The 18,239-nt window shown below is 46.9% G+C and carries 15 protein-coding genes; 4 read left to right on the top strand and 11 right to left on the bottom strand.

The window, feature by feature from the left end:
- Positions 1 to 123: 123 nt before the first annotated feature.
- Positions 124 to 1,449 carry an amidohydrolase family protein gene (locus GUA98_RS27295; protein ID WP_193725035.1) on the top strand — a complete coding sequence of 442 codons (1,326 nt, stop codon included), beginning with the start codon at positions 124 to 126 and terminating at the stop codon, positions 1,447 to 1,449.
- Positions 1,450 to 1,465: 16 nt separating this feature from the next.
- On the top strand, positions 1,466 to 2,125 hold the full coding sequence (locus GUA98_RS27290; protein ID WP_193725034.1) for a DUF554 domain-containing protein: 660 nt from the start codon (positions 1,466 to 1,468) through the stop codon (positions 2,123 to 2,125).
- 332 nt (positions 2,126 to 2,457) lie between these two features.
- Here the strand turns inward: GUA98_RS27290 and GUA98_RS27285 are convergent, their stop codons facing one another.
- Together GUA98_RS27285 and GUA98_RS27280 are read right to left on the bottom strand one after the other, a co-directional pair.
- Positions 2,458 to 5,988 carry an S-layer homology domain-containing protein gene (locus tag GUA98_RS27285; RefSeq protein WP_193725033.1) on the bottom strand — a complete coding sequence of 1,177 codons (3,531 nt, stop codon included), beginning with the start codon at positions 5,986 to 5,988 and terminating at the stop codon, positions 2,458 to 2,460.
- 775 nt (positions 5,989 to 6,763) lie between these two features.
- Positions 6,764 to 7,222 (bottom strand): MarR family winged helix-turn-helix transcriptional regulator, encoded by a 459-nt coding sequence (locus GUA98_RS27280; protein ID WP_193725032.1) that lies wholly within the window; start codon positions 7,220 to 7,222, stop codon positions 6,764 to 6,766.
- Positions 7,223 to 7,364: 142 nt separating this feature from the next.
- On the opposite strand from GUA98_RS27280, the gene GUA98_RS27275 reads away from it, so the two are divergent.
- Complete coding sequence (locus tag GUA98_RS27275; protein WP_193725031.1) at positions 7,365 to 8,243, top strand: SDR family NAD(P)-dependent oxidoreductase; 879 nt, start codon at positions 7,365 to 7,367, stop codon at positions 8,241 to 8,243.
- Between the two features lie 96 nt (positions 8,244 to 8,339).
- Here GUA98_RS27275 and GUA98_RS27270 read toward each other — a convergent pair whose 3' ends face one another.
- The gene (locus GUA98_RS27270) at positions 8,340 to 8,873 is read right to left on the bottom strand and encodes a hypothetical protein (RefSeq protein ID WP_193725030.1); all 534 of its coding nucleotides are present in this window, start codon (positions 8,871 to 8,873) and stop codon (positions 8,340 to 8,342) included.
- A gap of 164 nt (positions 8,874 to 9,037) precedes the next feature.
- Entirely contained in the window at positions 9,038 to 9,865 is an 828-nt protein-coding gene (locus GUA98_RS27265; protein ID WP_193725029.1) for a sugar phosphate isomerase/epimerase family protein, read from the bottom strand.
- 205 nt (positions 9,866 to 10,070) lie between these two features.
- Between GUA98_RS27265 and GUA98_RS27260 the strand changes: the two genes are divergently transcribed.
- Complete coding sequence (locus GUA98_RS27260; protein WP_193725028.1) at positions 10,071 to 10,775, top strand: hypothetical protein; 705 nt, start codon at positions 10,071 to 10,073, stop codon at positions 10,773 to 10,775.
- Positions 10,776 to 10,909: 134 nt separating this feature from the next.
- On the opposite strand, the gene GUA98_RS27255 is transcribed toward GUA98_RS27260, so the two are convergent.
- The 7 genes from GUA98_RS27255 to GUA98_RS27225 form a co-directional block, all read right to left on the bottom strand.
- A complete protein-coding gene (locus GUA98_RS27255) occupies positions 10,910 to 12,232 on the bottom strand; it encodes an LLM class flavin-dependent oxidoreductase (protein ID WP_193725027.1) in 1,323 nt (440 codons plus the stop codon).
- A gap of 2 nt (positions 12,233 to 12,234) precedes the next feature.
- The gene (locus tag GUA98_RS27250; protein ID WP_193725026.1) at positions 12,235 to 13,452 is read right to left on the bottom strand and encodes an MFS transporter; all 1,218 of its coding nucleotides are present in this window, start codon (positions 13,450 to 13,452) and stop codon (positions 12,235 to 12,237) included.
- A gap of 147 nt (positions 13,453 to 13,599) precedes the next feature.
- On the bottom strand, positions 13,600 to 14,046 hold the full coding sequence (locus GUA98_RS27245) for a GNAT family N-acetyltransferase (protein WP_153979630.1): 447 nt from the start codon (positions 14,044 to 14,046) through the stop codon (positions 13,600 to 13,602).
- Between the two features lie 67 nt (positions 14,047 to 14,113).
- Positions 14,114 to 14,443 (bottom strand): GRAM domain-containing protein, encoded by a 330-nt coding sequence (locus GUA98_RS27240; RefSeq protein ID WP_193725025.1) that lies wholly within the window; start codon positions 14,441 to 14,443, stop codon positions 14,114 to 14,116.
- 197 nt (positions 14,444 to 14,640) lie between these two features.
- Positions 14,641 to 15,459, bottom strand: coding sequence for a purine-nucleoside phosphorylase (locus GUA98_RS27235; protein ID WP_193725024.1), 819 nt, complete (start codon positions 15,457 to 15,459; stop codon positions 14,641 to 14,643).
- A gap of 127 nt (positions 15,460 to 15,586) precedes the next feature.
- Positions 15,587 to 15,913, bottom strand: coding sequence for a hypothetical protein (locus GUA98_RS27230; RefSeq protein WP_153979633.1), 327 nt, complete (start codon positions 15,911 to 15,913; stop codon positions 15,587 to 15,589).
- Between the two features lie 164 nt (positions 15,914 to 16,077).
- On the bottom strand, positions 16,078 to 18,147 hold the full coding sequence (locus GUA98_RS27225; protein WP_153979634.1) for a helix-turn-helix domain-containing protein: 2,070 nt from the start codon (positions 18,145 to 18,147) through the stop codon (positions 16,078 to 16,080).
- Positions 18,148 to 18,239: the final 92 nt, after the last annotated feature.

Genomic DNA, 18,239 nt, shown 5'->3' with positions numbered 1-18,239 from the left:
CAACAAACGTACTTGGTCCGCACGCCAAAAAAATGCCTAATCCAACCCTCTAATTTTTTTGGCTCAAAAATGAATTAATAATTCAATTTTAAATTCGAAACTCATTTCTAGGAGGAACCCCCAATGACGAAAACAGCTTATGCATTAAAGAACTGCCATCTGATTCATGGAGACCTTAATCGCGATCTGGAGAAAAATATGACCGTCCTGGTCAATGAGCAAGGGCTGATTCAGGGGATTGGAAAATCAAGTGAACTGGCCATTCCGAGCCACTATGAGGTCATCGACCTATCGGAAAAATATGTGATGCCTGGCTTGATCAACGCTCACGTCCATCTCTTTGCGGATGGTAAGCCCTTCAGCCTGTCGGTCAGCGAAGGCATGCTGCAATTCGCCTATGATCGAATCCTGAACACGAAATTCGGCAAGAACGTTCTGAAAAAAAGAATGAAACGCAATGCGCTGACCGCACTGCACGCGGGCGTAACCACGATGCGCAGTGTCGGCGAATTCTTCTATACCGATGTAAAATTGCGGGATGAGATTAATAACGGTGAATTCGTTGGCCCTAATCTGCTTGTCTCTGGATTTTTCCTAAGTGTAACGGGAGGTCATGGTGCTCCTTTCCTGGCTCTGGTCGGGGATTCCCCTTGGGAAGCTCGCAGGAATGTACGCATCAATGTGAAGAACGGCGTGGATCTCATCAAAATCTGCGTAACTGGCGGCGTTACGGATGCCAAAATGGTCGGCGAAGCAGGCCGTTTGCAGATGACGGTAGAGGAAGTTGCCGCGATCTGCGAGGAAGCCCACAAAATCGGGTTGCGGGTGGCAGCTCACGTGGAAAGCACGGAGGGTGTCAGAGTCGCATTAAAGGGCGGCGTCGATACCATTGAGCACGGCTCCGAGATGGATGACGAGATTATCAGCCTGTTCAAAAACAATCCAAATGCCCTGAATGGCTATACTGCGCTCATTCCTACCTTTCTGGCTGCTTATCCCTCTGCTCTGCTCGATACCAGCGTAACGAAGGTGAGTGCAACCGTGAAAGAAAACGCCAGACTCGTGTATACATCCATGTTAAAAGGTGCGCAGCAGGCCATCGACAACGGCATTACCATCGGTCTTGGCACCGATGCCGCCATGTCGTATGTGACTCACTATGACATGTGGAGAGAGATGGACTACTATATCAAACAGACTAACCTTAGCAACAGACACCTGATCGATATGGTGACCCGAACCAACGCGAAGATTCTGGGCATTGAAGACGTTACAGGTACGGTCGATATTGGAAAACAGGCAGATCTGATCGTGCTGGACCAAAGCCCGTTGGAAAATATTGAAGCACTATCCGATGTACGCATGGTCATGGTCAAAGGAAATCTAATTCAATCACCATCTGTGACGAGAATACAGCAAGTAGACGATGTTCTAAACTCGGTTTGGTGAATTCAGGAGTGAAATCATGTTAGGAATATTAGTCAATTGCTTTTCCATTGTATTCGGAAGTACTCTTGGAGCGATCACCAAAAAATTTGTCAATGACGGATATAAAGCCATTCTGTATCAAGTCATTGGGATCAGTGCTATCATCATCGGCCTTAGCACAACCATCAACAGCATCTCTACAAGTCAGTATCAGGTGATGTTTGTTATCTTTCTTACGATAGGCGGGATTATCGGTCAACTTATTAATTTCGATCAGATCTTGTCCAGGATCATGACCCGCTTCTCATCCAATGGACTGAATGAAGGGTTGACGGTTGCGATCTCCTTATTATGCTTAGGGTCGATACCGATTCTCGGTCCGCTGCAAAGTGCACTGCAGGGTGATAACACCTTTTTGCAGATCAATACCATTTTCTCAGGCATTACGGCATTAATCCTGGCTTCCTCCTTCGGCTTTGGCATCATGTTTTCAGCAATTATTTTATTTGTCATTGAAGCACTGGTCTTCTTCTCGGCTGATTTCATATCCGTATACATGACGACCAACATCATTAACGAAATCACACTGATTGGCGGTATTCTGGCACTCTGTACCGGATTGAACGTCCTGAAGATTACGGAGATCAAAGTTTTGAATCTGCTGCCAGCCTTATTTATTCCCATATTGGTGCTATAAAGTAAGAAGGAAAACAAGTGTTGATCGATCTGAAGTAAACAATTACACTTGTAAAATTTGGTAGACAGAAACATCTAAGAGACTTATCCTATTGGATAAGTCTTTTACTGTATATAGGAGGAGATCAGAATAAAACTACTAAAGTTTTTTCTATTGTATATGGCTTGTTTAATTGTGACTTACATAATCATTGCCATAGGTACTATTGGTCTGTATTTGGGTTCTGCACTGGTACTTACCCTTCTTGTTTATATTTTGATTTTACTTTTAAAAATACAGAAAAAATGAGAAGTATCACGAAAGTGATACTCCTCATTTTTAATTCCGTTTCTTTACAGGTACATTGCGAGTAGCAATTTGTAAATCATAGCTGTTGCTTCCGCACGGGTCGTCATATTCTCCGCGCGAACCGTATTGTCCGTATACCCATTAATAATATTGACTTGCACAGCTGCATCCATGGCTTCCTGTGCCCAAGCTGGCGTTTGTGCTGCATCGGTGAAGCTTGGTTTGGCAATCTCACCGTTCGTTCCTGCCCGCACATCACTCAACTTCAGTGCTTTTGCCATCATCACTGCCATCTCGGCACGGGTAATGGTGCGATCAGGCTTGAATGTATTATCTCCATAGCCTGTCACAATACCGGCTTGCACGGCAGCTGCAATCTCAGACTTCGCCCATGCAGGTAGAGCTTCCTCATCAGCAAAAGAAGTCGTGGACGCTACCGTTTGAAGAGCCAATGCTTTGCTAAGCAATGTGACAAACTCAGCTCTTGTGATCTCCTTAGACGGTTGGAATGTTCCATCTGCATACCCTTGGATGACATTCATGCCCATCAGTCGATCCGCATAATCAGATGCCCAGTGTCCATTAAGATCCGTCAGGTTCACGGGTGTATAACTGGACACTACAAAGGTACCCAGGTGATTCACCTTCGCCGTGATGATTCCAGCAGCATTCGTTTCCCCGCCAACAAATACCCAGCTCTGACGAGCTTCGTTAAAATAATAGATTGCTGGCTTCGTTCCACTTAGCAAACCTGCCGGATCATAATTCAGGCTCAACTCAGCCGAATGGTTCAACGTCCGTCCGCCCGTGCGGCTAATCTGTACCGCTTGACCCAGCACGTTCAGCGAAGCTGCATACTGCAGTTTGTCCTGTGCAATCACGGACAGCTGCAAGGTATCTTTTTCCCCAACGGCTCCAGCCGGAGCGTTGAATTCTACCACGTTTTTAATCCCCGTCTGTACTGGCTGATTCGCTTCCACTTCAACCTTCACTTCAGTGGATGAATCTGGTTCTGTTTCCGGAGTGGATGGTGTTGTAGGAACGGTTGGGGTTGTCGGTACGCTTGGCGTGCTTCCTCCGGTATTGCCACCGGAACTGCCTCCATTACCCCCGCCTGATCCACCGCCATTGTTCGAACCGGCTTGTACCGTAATGGTACGTGTGACTTCTGCTGCTGCATTGCCAGCGATATCTTTTACGTTATAACGAATCGTATAGATTCCGGCTGCTTGCGTGTTCACGGTGCCATCCATCTGTACGGAACCGCTGATACCCACATTGTCGGATGCCAATGCTCCAGGCTCAGTGTAGGTATCCCCCACGTTCAATGTCATCTGACTGCTGCCTTGCAGCGTAATGACCGGAATTTCACGGTCAATTTTGATCATCACAGGTAAAGTATACTCACTGTTCAGATCGTCTGTAGCTCGGAACAACAGGCTGTGTTCTCCAGGCTCGGCAATCTCCAGAGGTGTATTCGAGGTATAAGGATCATACGTTTGACCTCCATCACGGGACAGCTCAATGGTCGCCGAAGTCGCCGGTGCATAAACCGCGCTGGTTACACTTACGTATACAGACTGTTTCGTCCATGTATCCGTATGATACGGCTGGCCGTCTGTGGTCGTCATATTGCTTTTCAAAATCAGAACCTGATTATTCGTGCCCTCTACGATGACAGTAAAAACTTTCGTTTGAGTTTCGCTGCCGCGTTGTACCGTTGCCGTCAGTTCCAATCGTTCATTGTTATCCGGTTGTGTCAGCAGCTTGCCTTGATTATCAATCAATGCCGGATTGGAACTGGACCAAGTGATCGTTGCTCCATGCTTCCCTTCAACAGGAAGAGTGAGGTCGGAAGTGACCGCGTTCAGGTCCCCCAGATCAATCGCTTGGAGCGTATCATTTACCGCCTGCACATCACTATAAGGTGCCGCATTCACGAAGATCGGATTGGAGTAGAACCACAGATCCCTATAGTTGCTATCATTGATTTGGTTGAAACGTGTTTCTGCATCCGCAGTTGTGTTCTTCGGATCCAGCTGTGGTTCGCCATTCACCGTCTCGCCTGGAACGTTCATATCCAGATTCGTGCCGCGCAGGCGGAAATACTGGTCTTGTTCCGTCGCTTTGATCTTATATGTGATGACATTGTAGCCTTCGGCATCTGTCGTCCAATCGTCCGATGTGAAGGTAGCCAGCACGCGGGTGGTATCGTTGGTATCCTTGTTATATGCGGCTGTACCCTTCTCGGCCTTGCCTGTCACAACTCCTGCAATCAGGTCAACGTGATCCACCACAGGTACCTGTTCAGCGGATGTACCGCTGTTGATTGGTGTTTCATAATTGTTGCTGGTCGTCGGACTCTTGAAACGGATCTTCAGCTCTACCTCATCGCCTTGAGTCACGTTCAGATCCTCACCCATTTCAGCCTGAGCGCCTGCTCCGGATGCGGTGAAATCCAGGGCGTTAATCAGATCACCAAATACGGAAAAGGATTTTCCTGAACGAAGGCCTTCCAGCACGGCCTGCATTCCGCTGCCCTCAATCCACGCGTATGTCTTGGCATATTCCCCAGGGAAATAACCACTGGAATTCGTGCCAATCGTCTTGAAATGGTAATCCGAGTTACCATAGTTCCAGAAGTGGCGACCTTCTCCAAGCAGTGCGTCCCACAGTCCGCCCACTATGGCTACCATGTAGTCTACACCGCCATATGTACGGTATTTGTACCCATCGTCTGCCGTTGGATTAGACACGTTGTAGGTTGTGTTATACCCGCCGCGATCCGGTTCCATCTGGTTACCCAGCATGCCTTCGATACCGAATACCACTTGTGGTGCCAGATCGTTGAAATCGCGGAAGTCCGCAATTGTATATTTATTTTTGCCACGAGAAGGATGGTTGATCATCGCATAGCTCGTTGTTGGATAGTTGGTTTTTAGCCATTCAATGGCAGTAAGCGCATCCTGATGTGTCGTATAGGCACGTCCACCTTCCTGTTCCCAGGCCACTACATCCGCCGGATCAAACAGACTCGCATCGCGATTGGTAAAACGATATTCGAATTCTTTGGCAGCTTCCAGCGCTTCGGTCGAATTCGGCTCATCGGTGAGAATGCCCACACCAACGTGTTCATGCGTTGGCATGTCCCATTCGAAGCCGGAGAAGATCGTTTTGCCTGCATATTTGCCCTGCTCCTGTAGTGCCTTGATCTGTGGAACCTGATATTCATTCATCCCCACGGACATCGGAATGGACCCACCCGGAATTTCATTTCCGTTGTGATCCCGCTTGGATAACCGCAAATGATCCGTCAGCGCGATCCAGTCCAGCCCATATTGCGTCAAACCCGCGTCCAGGACGTTCTCCAGCGAATTCTGCGCATCATCTGATTCAAATGTATGTACGTGCAAATCCCCCGTTTGCCATGAGCCTGCAGCCGTGCTGCTGACTGGTGTATTATCTCCCGCGGCTGCATAGGTAATTGCCGCAGGAAACGCTCCCATGACCATCCCTGTAGCCAGGGGTATCAGCGTAAGCATCGCTAGCATTTTCTTTCCTTTTTTGTTGAACAACCTGATCCCTCCACCCGTTCTGTGTTGTTGTGACGGGAGTAAATATATGAGACTTTGAGGGCAGGGTCAACGTGTTGAAAGCGCCTATTAAAAATTTTACATAGAGCTGCATTCGTTTACGTTCTATTAAAGCTTTCTTTTGCTATATGCATATCATGCTTTCCTCTCTAAATCTCTCATTTCATGAGTCGGAATTGATAAAATCAGGCCCATCCTGCCCTTTGCAAAGTTCGAAATTTGTTCACCATTCAGGAAACTTTCACCACTCTTGTGGATGACAGGAAGAGGTCTGTGAGGATTCCATGATAGAGGCGGCCAAGCTGAAGAATTATGTAAAAATCGTACTGTGAACAGGATTCTAAACATTGTAATACTTACGATCCATTTCAGAGATATTTAAGCGCTCTACATCCCACGGCTACTCGGTTAATGTTCTCTTTTGACTTGAATTTTACATCTTGGATTACGTAAAAAGATTGTGAGTGGGATGTTAATTCCAAAGGCAAATCTACTACATATGACGAGGCTAATTATGCTGGAGCGCTCGTCAGTCCAACGGATATCACCAACATTCCTCGTTACAGGGAAGTCATGCGTCCTGTAGATTCGAGTACTTTATTCAAACATGGTCTAGGATACCTTGCCGACAAATAAAACTCTGTTTTTTTCCTCAGTAGATCATAAGGTGATGTCCAGCGGAAATGTGGATATCACCTTTTTGATTTTTTACAATGGCTATGGTTATATCAACACAACTTGCGCTACATACCCTACACTACTCCTCCAAGCCATTAAACTGCCGAAGCATGGTGGTGAAACGTCCCAGCTCTTCATCATCCCATCTGGATATACGCTCATAAAAGGCAGACTCCTTCTCCTTCAGTGCATTCACTATCGACTGCTCGCCAAGCTCCGTCAGAGACAAGAGAATGCCGCGCCGATCATCAGGGTCCTGCGCCTTGCTCACATATCCTGACGTTTCGAGCTGCTTAATCAGGCGGCTTACCGAGCTGCGGTCCATCGCAGTCGCTTCTGCCAAAGCTGCAGCGCTTGTAGGACCATAAGAGTACAGCCACCGTACGAGGTGAAAAGCAGCAGGCTGCAGTGTCGCATCAAAACGCTCGGCAGACCGAACATTAAGTGCATGCGAAGCACTAATCAGGGCATGGATCTGCTCACCAAGCGCCAGTTCCAGGGCTTCTCTGTCTTTGGTTTTGATTGCATGTTCACTCATTTTGTTGTTCCCTCCTTAATTCGTTAAAGCAGGCATCAGAAAATATAGTTGACAAATATCAATTAATATTCAATTAATATATATAGTTGATTTATGTCAATTATATCTATCGACTATGTTCGTGTCAAAAGGAGACTTCACTATGAAAACAACACAGCCTATTATCGTAATCACCGGAGCAACCAGCGGATTGGGGCAGCTTGCTGCCATCGAGCTTGCCAAACGTGGTGCACATCTTGTACTCACAGCCCGAAGCGAAGAGCGCGCCGAGGCTACCCGAAACAAAATCAGGGCAATCGTGCCCTCTGCCAATATGTACTTTTTCTTCGGAGACTTATCCTTGCTAAGTGATGTAAAACGTCTCGGGCTTGAAATGGCCGCAGCGTTTCCACGAATCGATGTACTTTTAAATAATGCCGGACTCCATGCGTTTGAGCAGAGAGTGACTTCTGAAGGATTTGCCGAGATGATTGCCGTGAACTATTTGGCACCTTGGCTGCTAACGCATACGTTGCGTAATTCCCTGATTCAGTCGGGTCATGCCCGTGTTGTGAACGTTGCATCTGAAGCCTCTCGGAATCATGGCCAGCTGGTGCTGCCGGATGACTTGATGGATACCACTCCCTTTACTGCACGTGGCTCCTCTCCGATCTATGGCAAAACCAAACTGCTGAATATTATGTTTACTGGCGAACTAGCCAGACAATGGGATGGGACCGGGGTTTGTGTGAATGCCTTGAATCCAGGTTTCAATGTCACTGGTCTTGGACGGGAGCTGTGGTTCGCGAGTGTACTTGAGCGCATCTTAACGTTTCTGCACATCGGCGACCCGCGCCGGGGGGCGGACATCATGACTCGTCTGGCTGTGGAACCCAAGTTTGGGGACGTTTCTGGAGGTTATTTTAACGTGGGCAGCGGAGCGGCTATTACACCTGTAGCTCCAGGCGGAGATACCGGAATGCAACACAAATTGTGGACGGTGACGCATCAATTGATGAAGGAACGCGGCTTGCTTGATTAATATTGGTTCAGTGCTGGAGGAGAGGGGATAGAGGGGCCTCGATCGCCCCTTATCTTTTCACTCCCTTGTTATTGTACTATCCATTTTTGGAATTCACTATAATTTATTTGGCTGTAACACGATCCCAGGGAAGTGTTTAATCATGTCGTGGATAAAACCATCATTTCCGTAAATGGCAACTACAATGTACTCTTTCTGGGTTGGCATTGGAATAATAATGGCTTGTTTCCCCTTAAAATAGTAGCGATCCTTTCGCTCATCCCCATTATCATCTACATAGACAATGTTAACGAAATCCATATCATGACTCATCGCTTTATCGTGGATCACAATACATAAATATCGATCTACCTTTTCTACGGATATGCCCTCTTCGTCTTCTTCCCATACATACTCGTTAGGTTGCATTACAAGCTTATTATCCGCTGTTTTGGTAAGTATAGATGCTTTGGCATGCTCTCCTTTTACATCAACCAACAGTGCAGAGTAATCACTCACTATTTTTGTATCAGCGTATTGCAGATGATGAGTTTTGAGATAGCCTTGAACATCCTCAATGGTAAGAGGGTCGCCACTCGAACCATTGGTGAGCATTAGCATAGATAACATCAATTCAAACAAAAACTTCATTTTATGTACTCCTTCTATTGTGGGTATTCATATATATCACTTTAATTTCTAATTTCTTCATGAACTGAATAGTAAAATAAAAAGGGACTGGCGAATCCATCGATGCAATACTGTGAACCCGCCAGCTTCTAGCATTACTCCCTAATCTTCATTGCTCTATCCATTTATAACTCCGCAAACACCTTGTCAAAGCCTGCTTTCGACTTGGCAAACAGCTCGCTTGAATCAAGTGTTGATGCAGGTGCCAGAACTTCCTGGGCTATAGGGCCCGTGTAACCAATGGCTTTCAGATTTTTCAGGAAAGCCGTCAGATCAATGACTCCCTCGCCTGGATACAGGCGCTCATTATCAAGCAATTTTTCAATCGGCAGATCAGAGGCATCATTAATATGAACGTGAACAATCTGTTCCTTTTTCAATTGCAGCACCTCTTCCATACGCAAACCAAGCGTATGCCAATGATAGGAATCCACCAGCAAGCCTACATTGGGAGCATGAATGGTCTCGATCCAGTCCAAGGTGTCCTCCACACTCCAAATAAACGGATTCTTCCACTGGGTCCGCAAATGATGGGGGCCGACAAACTCCAGCCCTAGCCGGATACCGTAAGCACCCAGGATATCTGCGCAGAGCTTCAGCCGTCTGGTAGCTGCCGCCATGAAGGATGCTGCAGGCTGATCGGTCGAGGGCAGAACATAAGTGCAGCAAGTGAAGCAATTCAGCGAAGCAGAGGCTTCAGCCATTTCAACCAGAGATTTGAGCCCTGCACGAAACTGCTCTTCCGAGCCTCTCCAGTCCACGGTTAAATCCGATGAACCGATGATCACCTGATTATGTTCCAATAGCTGTGCAGCTTGTTCCTTCTCGTACTGTTGAACCAATGAGAGCGGATTCAAATCTACGGATTGGAAGCCATATTTGGCTGCACTCGTAATATATTGTTCGTCAGACTCGATCTTCCCCAAACCTGCTTTCGTTAATCCTCTAATCATCCCAATCTCCTCCTGTGACTTGTCTAATAGGCAACGACTGCTGCACCCTCTCAAGCTCCAATTCAGGGTATAAATTCATAATAACAGCCACGCCCAAAAAAGAAACCAGTATGTTCCATTTCTTTTATGGCACAAACCCTCAAACCCTACGCAACCCTTTCCCGAAATCAGCGTAATAGAAAAAAGTGGAAAGGTAGGTGATACGATGACGAAATGGCTTAAGAAAATCCAGTCCCCCACCATTATTTTCTTTTCATGCCTTTTGGTACTGTCTGTGATCGTTGGCTTCCTATCCAAGCCTTATTTCACGGAACATATATTCTATGCAGACACTAACAAGTATTTATTGGATCGCCAAGAAGAAAACCAGTTGATATATAAGAGTAGAACGGCTGATTCCATTCAGGTGTTAGTGGAGCAGCAGAAGCGCACCGTATTCATCGACGATCAGAAATATATCATTACAGAACTCAGTTCGAAACCTCATGCAAAATATAGCGTGTTATACCCCAAAGGAGACACGTATGAGGTTCAGGACCATGGTGGTATATTAAGAAGTTTTGATGAAGAAGGAAATATCATAACTTCCATCGCTTTTTACGTTAACAACCAGAGAATACTTAGCGAGGACGAAGAGCAATTTTCACCGGATACAATCGTGACTGCTGCTTACCCGATATACCATCACACGCAAGGTGAGCCTGTCTACCTTTTTCTCGCACTCGCCGGACTGATATTTGGATGGTGCAGCTTCTACTACAGGAGGTTTCAGGATATCCTCTTCCTCATCTCCCTTCGCTGGATTTGGGTGAACGACCCCGAACCTAGCGACTTTTACTACTTGATGACCAGTATTGGCGGCATTGTTGTCATGGTGGGATCCGTATGGATTTCCTTCAAAGCATTCTGAACCAAGCGGATTTGCATACAAAAAAAGCGGTGATGACGTTGAAGATACATCATTACCGCTCTTTTTTTACCTCCTATTAACGGGACTTGGCTCAAGTTAGTCCAACCTGAATATCCATCGTCAAATTACTCCATTTAGTTCACACGTTCCAGCGTGTACCGATTACGCGGAATTGTAAGCCCCAGGTTCTCCCGAAGTGTCTCATGCTCATATTCCGTTCGGAACAGTCCTCGTTCCTGCAGAACAGGGACAACCAGATCCACGAAATCCGCCAGTCCATTCGGCACAACGGTACGGATATTGAAACCGTCTGCGGCTTCACCTTCAAACCACTCCTGGATCTGGTCGGCGATCTGGTCGGGTGTTCCAATGAAAGAGGTTCGCGGCGTAGATGCTCTTAGCGCGACTTGGCGGAGAGTCAGCCCCTCTTCTCGTGCCCGCTGCTTGATCTTGTCTGTTGTACTGCGGAAACTATTGCTGCCCAAATCACCAATCTCAGGGAAAGGCTCATCCAGCGGATACTGGGAAAAGTCATAATGGTCAAAATAACGTCCCAAATAATTCAGCGCGTGGTCAATACTGACCAGTCCGGCAATTTCCTGATACTTTTGCTCGGCCTCTTCCGCTGTTCTGCCCACAATTGGACCGATACCCGGGAAGATCAGAATGTCTTCAGCCTGGCGTCCATATGCTACCGCTCTTGCCTTAACATCCCGGTAAAACTCTCTTGCTTCCTCAAACGTCTCATGTCCCGTATATACAGCATCTGCTGATTTCGCTGCCAGATCTTTGCCGGATTCGGATGAACCTGCCTGAAAAATGACTGGATAACCCTGTTTTGAACGTGCCACATTAAGCGGTCCCTGTACGGAGAAATGGTTCCCTTTGTGATTCAGCGTATGCAGCTTGGAAGGGTCGAAGAAGACACCATTCTCCTTGTCCCCGACAAATGCGTCATCCTCCCAGGAATCCCACAGTCCTTTGACCACATTCAGGTGCTCTTCAGCAATTTCATAGCGAAGCGCATGGTTTGGATGTTCGCCTTTGCCAAAGTTCAGTGCCGATCCTTCCAGTGGGGAAGTGACTACGTTCCAGCCCGACCGTCCTCCGCTAATTTGATCCAGTGAAGCAAATTGCCTCGCTACCGTAAACGGTTCGCTGTAGGAAGTCGATAATGTCGCAACCAGCCCAATATTGGAAGTGGCTCCTGCCAGCACAGACAACAAGGTCAAGGGCTCGAAGCGATTCAGAAAATGAGGATTGGATTTTTCGTTAATAAAGAGACCGTCAGCAATAAATAGGAGATCGAACCTGCCTTCCTCCGCTTTACGCGCCTGTTTTTTGTAAAAATCAAGGTTAACACTGGCATTAATCGGAATGTCAGGGTGTCGCCAGAAGGAAATACTGTTCCCGACTCCGTTCAGATTGGCCCCCAATTTCAGTTGTCGTTTCGTCATATTCAAGTCCTCCCTATGTTTTCGTGGGTAATCCGGTCACTCTTGTTCACTGGTTTCATATCACTTGCTTTTACCACCCAGGCAGCCCCGAGAAGTACGATCCCTGTAAGCAGAAAAATGAAAGGAATCCCGGTCCATCCACCAAGCAAGCCGCCGATCAAAGGACCAAGCACAATACCGAATTGGCTCGCCGTCTGGCTGAGACTAACGGCCCTGCCCCGGAAATCCTGCTCCGCATATTTGATAATTAATGCATTGAGAGCCGGGTAGACCGCAGCGAAGAACAGACCATAGATAAATCGCAAACTTCCAAAATACACGAGATTATACGCAGTTAGCTGAAGAAGACTGCCAATACCGCCGCCGATCAGCCCGATAAACAAGGTTTTCTCATACCCGATCCTGCCACCAATCTTTCCCCATCTGGGTCCCATAATGACTGTCGCTACCCCGATGGCTGAGAATACGATGCCTGCACTGAGTGTCGCATGGCTTACATCTCCACCGATCTGAACGACATACAGCGTAAGCACCGGTTCAATGATGAGCACGGACGTGGAGACGAGTAAAATGAGTCCATAGATCCGCATTAAACCGGGAGTGGATGCGGCTCTCTTCAGATCTCCCAGAATGCTGGTAGAAGCCACTTTATGGCTTCTGCGCGACTCTTTTACGCCAAGAACCAGCAGAGCCGAGAACAATGTAATGATCCCGGATGCAATAAAGCATCCACGCAGCCCAATCCATTGACTGAGCACACCTCCAGCAAGAGGCCCAAGAATTCCGCCTGCTGCAGTGGATGTGGAGATGACACCCAGCGCATAACCGACATGTTTCTCCGGCGTATTCGTGCCGACTAATGTGATGGAGGCCGGATTGAATCCTGCCATGAGTCCCTGAAAGACCCGAACAGCGATGAAGGTGTAAGGATCCTGAACCAAATAGTTGGCAGAATGGGCAATCGCCAGCCCAACACCTGAACGGATCAGCATCAGCTTGCTGCCGTATTTGTCAGCTAGTAATCCCCAGAAGGGCGCACATAATCCGCTGATCAGAAAGCTGATCGAGATCGAGACACCGGACCAGGCCTCCAGCCCGTTCTTAATTCCGAGATCATTTTGCAGAAACAGAGGAAAGAACGGCACGGACAAGGTGTACGACATATGATTGAAAAAAAGCCCCAACCACAGAATATACAGATTACGCTTCCAATCCGGCATATCGGCATTCTCCATAGTATATAATTCCTATAAAATAAGTAGGTTATTATCCATAGTAGGATAAAGATGCAGGAAAGTATAATAGAAATGTTCAATAGACCCATTCAAGAATTAAATGAATGGGCCTGTCGTTGTGCCATATGACACTCAATCTTCTGTTAGCTGGACGGACATAAACACATCTACCTCATCTTCACGATCTACAACAAACCCGAAACGTTCATATAAATGCTTCGCCCGGCTCCCCTGCAGCACATTCAATGTGACACGTTTACCTCTGACTTCGTCCTTTTCCAGTAGCTTTTGCAATACTTCGGTTCCAATTCTCCTGCCCTGAACATCCGGATGAATATAAAAGTGCTCCAGCAGAGCCCCCTCCGCCGTAGGCTTCAGTGACACACAACCTACAGACGAACCCTCCAGCTGAATAATCCAGGTATAGATCGGATCGAATGTGTTCCGGAAACGTTCCCGAACCTTCACCTCGTCGTACCTTCCCAATCTGGTCAGATCATCATACAGAACCAGAGCACGCAAATCAGCAAGCCGCTCCACATCTTCCTGCACAGCTTGATGCATCGTTAGTTGGTTCATTGTTACGACCTCCATATCATTACTCAAAGTACCTATTTCTTCGCATATGTACTACTTCTTGCTGACTCTACATCAATTCATTATCCATTTTCTTGGCACGTATAATCTCGCGGATAATCTTCGAACGATTCCAAACGACAAATTTGAAGACGTGTCCAACCTCCATCGTAATTGTAATGCCATTAGGAATGATTCCCCAGGTCTTTCGTTTCTCAATCCTGGTCATGCCCCAGATCTCAAGTTGAAGCCATTCGGTCTGAATATTCAGACCATGTGGGATAAAGACCAATCGTTCATTGGTAAGGAACAGCTTTCCCCCAACACCTTCAAATCCCCTTAACCAGTTCGCATTGATGCGTTCAAAAATGACATATTCCGTTGAACCCAACTCTTCCATTGCTGTCAGTCTCCTTTGATCAGCCGATCTTGATTATTCTACCAGTTTGAATCTCTCTTATTATAGGTCGTTTCTGCCCGTTTAGGAATATTTTCGCACCTGATTATGATCAGAAAAAAGCATGGTCCACCGGATATTATCCGACATGGACAATGCTTTTTTCATTAGTTACTATGAAAAGGAGAAGCCTCTCTTCCCTACATCTCTTGCAGGATGCCTTTGACAAGCCCGGTAAAGGTCGTCTTCACTTGTGCAGCCACTTCGATGACTTCATCATGACTAAGCGGCTGATCCAGAATGCCGCAGGCCATGTTGGTCAGACAGGAGATGCCCAGCACCTTCATGCCGCCATGGATGGCTACGATCGCTTCAGGAACCGTAGACATACCTACAGCATCCGCACCCATTGTCCGAATCATGCGAATCTCGGCTGGTGTCTCATACGCAGGGCCACTCCACCACGCATACACCCCTTGCTGCAGGCTGACCTTCTGCTCTTCTGCAACCTTAAGCGCAATACTGCGCAACTCGCGGCTGTATACCTGGGATACGTCAGGGAAACGCACACCCAGCTCGGCATTATTGGGTCCCATCAATGGATTGTTGCCTACCAGGTTAATGTGATCCGTAATGAGCATCAGCTGACCTGGCTGGAAGCTTGTGTTGATCGCACCGCAGGCATTCGTAATGATCAATTGCTCGACACCCAGCGCCTTCATGATGCGAACCGGAAACGTCACTTCATCCAGCGTGAAACCTTCATAATAATGAAGACGCCCTTTCATGGCTACGACCGTTTGGCCCATTAGTTCACCAATGACCATCTCGTTAGCGTGACCAACAGCTTCCGATTGTGCAAAATACGGAATATCCGTATAGGGAATAACAGTAGCATTCTCGATCTCGTCCGCAAGTGCTCCAAGGCCGGAACCGAGGATCATGCCTACGGCAGGCTTGGTGTTGATTCGGTTTAATATGTAATCTCTAGCTTCTTGAATATGTTCGGATTGATGCATGAATGGTTTCCTCCTGATAATCTGTATTGGGGGTTAGCATAACTATATATCAAGTGTAATGAACAATGGACATGATGTAAATGGAAGTCAGCAGCCATTACATCTCGACAGCCTCACGCTGTATACGTTAAGGATTAACACCCGTCTGTAACACTTGGAAATATATTCGCAAAAGCTTATCAAAATCAGGAGTCTCTTCCTGAATCTGCTCTATATACTTCCACAAGATCAATTCTTCCGTTTCGATGTTAATGACCTCGTATTCCATTTGTCCGGACTCCCATACGGTTACTTGGCCCATGGCACACTCTGATTCATGAACAACCCCGGTCGAGGGATCTGGAATATATTGTTCATTCACACGTCCATGGTTCACCGGTTCGGTAGTAATATGAAGTGTTCGCAGCGGGCCTGCCTTCAGTTCGGCCCATTGTACGAATTTCTTTTGAAGCAACGTGATATGCACCTCCCTAACGACTCGCACGTCCAAGTTTCTCATGATTTCCTTTCTAATCATTATACTTCACCTATGCACACAAAAAACGACCCTCAGCCAGAGAGTCGGTTGCCATGGTATTTAATTCAGTGAATGTGTGGTTCTGCCTTTTATGTGTTCGATCAAGATGAGCGGTATGTCTGCCGCAGATAACAGGCCAGCTGCAGATGAAGCAGGTGCTCCTGGTTACTCAAGGACATGCCCAGAATCTCTTCAATTTTGCGAATCCGCTGATACAGTGTATTGATATGAATATGAAGCGTGGCTGCCGTCTGAGCAGCAGATCCTCCGGAAGCCATATATGTCATTAGCGTTTCCTCCAATCCGCCGGTCTGCCCTTTGGCAGGTCGCAGGGGCTCAAAGATCTCTGCCATAAACGTATTCAGATCCTCCGCAGATTGCCGGATGAACAAACGGTTGACACCAATATCCGTATAGCGAATGGTTCCCCGTTCTCCCCTTGTCTTCTGATACGCCAGTGCCTTATCGCCCTCCTGGAATCCCGTATTAATCGCATCCACGCCTGATCGGATTGAACTTAAACCTCCGAATAATTTCACCTGATTTCGACTCTCCCAGTCCTTCACCAGGGAGCTGAACTGCTGCTCCAGCTTACCAGGTTTAACCCCATCAGTCACGATCAGCAGCAAGGTAATTCGCCTCTCATCCCCAAACGCAACAGGCAGCGTTCCGCTTGGCATTTTCTCTCTCAGATAAGCAATGAGCTGAACGGATAAAGGACTATAGGTGGATGGGTTCAGCCTATCCGCAAACTCCAAAAGACCCACTATGATGGATGTTGAAGGACCGATCCCGATCTCCCCTGACTTCTGCCAGTAATCCTCCGAGTCCTGACTAAGTCTCAGTTCATTGAAGAATTGCTGTGTTTTCTTGAAGTAAAATTCAGCCAGAGACTGCTTGCGCATCAGTTCAAGAGCCAGAATGGAGCTTCCCTGCTCCAGCGCAATTAACTGCAATGGTTCCAGCGGAGTATTCATCTGCATAATCAGATAACCGAGACATTGATTAGCCGAAGCAATCGGGTACAAATATTGAAATACCTGGCTATCGTCGCCCTTGATACATGTCAGATAATCAGGATGATGTAAGGATTCGTACAGATTGCGCAGCTTCTCCATATCCCAATCATTCAGGACACTGCTCCGTTTGGGAATCCATTCATTATCAATAAAATCGATAAATACGATGGGCACGCCAATGATACGTGTCAATTCGTTAACGATGGATACCGCACCTTTATTTTGGAGGGACAGCCGCATTAAGGATGAGTGAATCTCGTCTCGTTTGATGAGTGTTTCGTTCCGTTTGCTTAGATCCTCATAGAGCTGGGCATTCGTGATGGCAATGGAAACCTGGTCGGCAAAGCTCTGCAGGAGTCGTACATCCGATTCCGTAAATATGGGGACCCTTCCTTTTTGATAAACGATTAACACGCAATCCGGCTCTCCTCCCACCTTGATCGGCACCGAAATGATGGACCCGATATTCTGAAAGTCGTATGCCGAATTCAAATGAGACTTGTTGTCAGGAGTCATGTTTCCAAAATCATCTTCCACTGTGGAGAAACTGTTGTAAAGCTTGGGAGTGCCTCGCTTGAACGTACTGCCAATGATGCCTTCACCCGGCTTCAGCTTCATTTTCAGCATGCCCTCGCCCATTTCGCCAGCTCTTGCCTTAACCTTCAGTGCATCAATTGCAGGATCGTATCTCCATAACACTCCGATACATTCATAAGGTATAACCGATAGAGCACTCACCAAAATCCGGCTCAACAGCTCATTCAGATCTAACAGCTGAGTCACATCACGGATACTGTTCATGATTTCGTTCAAGGCACGTTCATGCTTGATTGCCACAGCCTCCGTATAATACGGGTAGAGTAATGAGGATAGCGTAACTAAATCTTCCGCAGAACAGTGCCAGTTCTTAAAAACACGAATTGCCACGCATATATTATTGCTATATGGCAGAAAAACTAACACCATTTCATCTAATTCTTGCTCTACTTTGGGGTGTTGAAGAGGGAGACTTTCATCAAAACAAGGTGGTATACTTTCCTTTTTGCCAATGGCTTCATTCAGCACCCAATCTTCCCAATTACTGCTGATCCAAACCTCATAATCGCATTTCCCCAACCGTTCTCTCAGGATTTCATGTAAGATTCCATTCAACAGAGCCACCCCCAAGTCAATGTAGGTTTTCACATAAAACTACAATTTATTATACATATATATACATTGTGTTGGTACCCCCTCATCCTGTA

The organism is Paenibacillus sp. P13VS, assembly GCF_015143645.1.
Lineage (GTDB): Bacteria > Bacillota > Bacilli > Paenibacillales > Paenibacillaceae > Paenibacillus > Paenibacillus xylanilyticus_A.
This window is presented reverse-complemented; position numbering and strand designations above follow the sequence as displayed.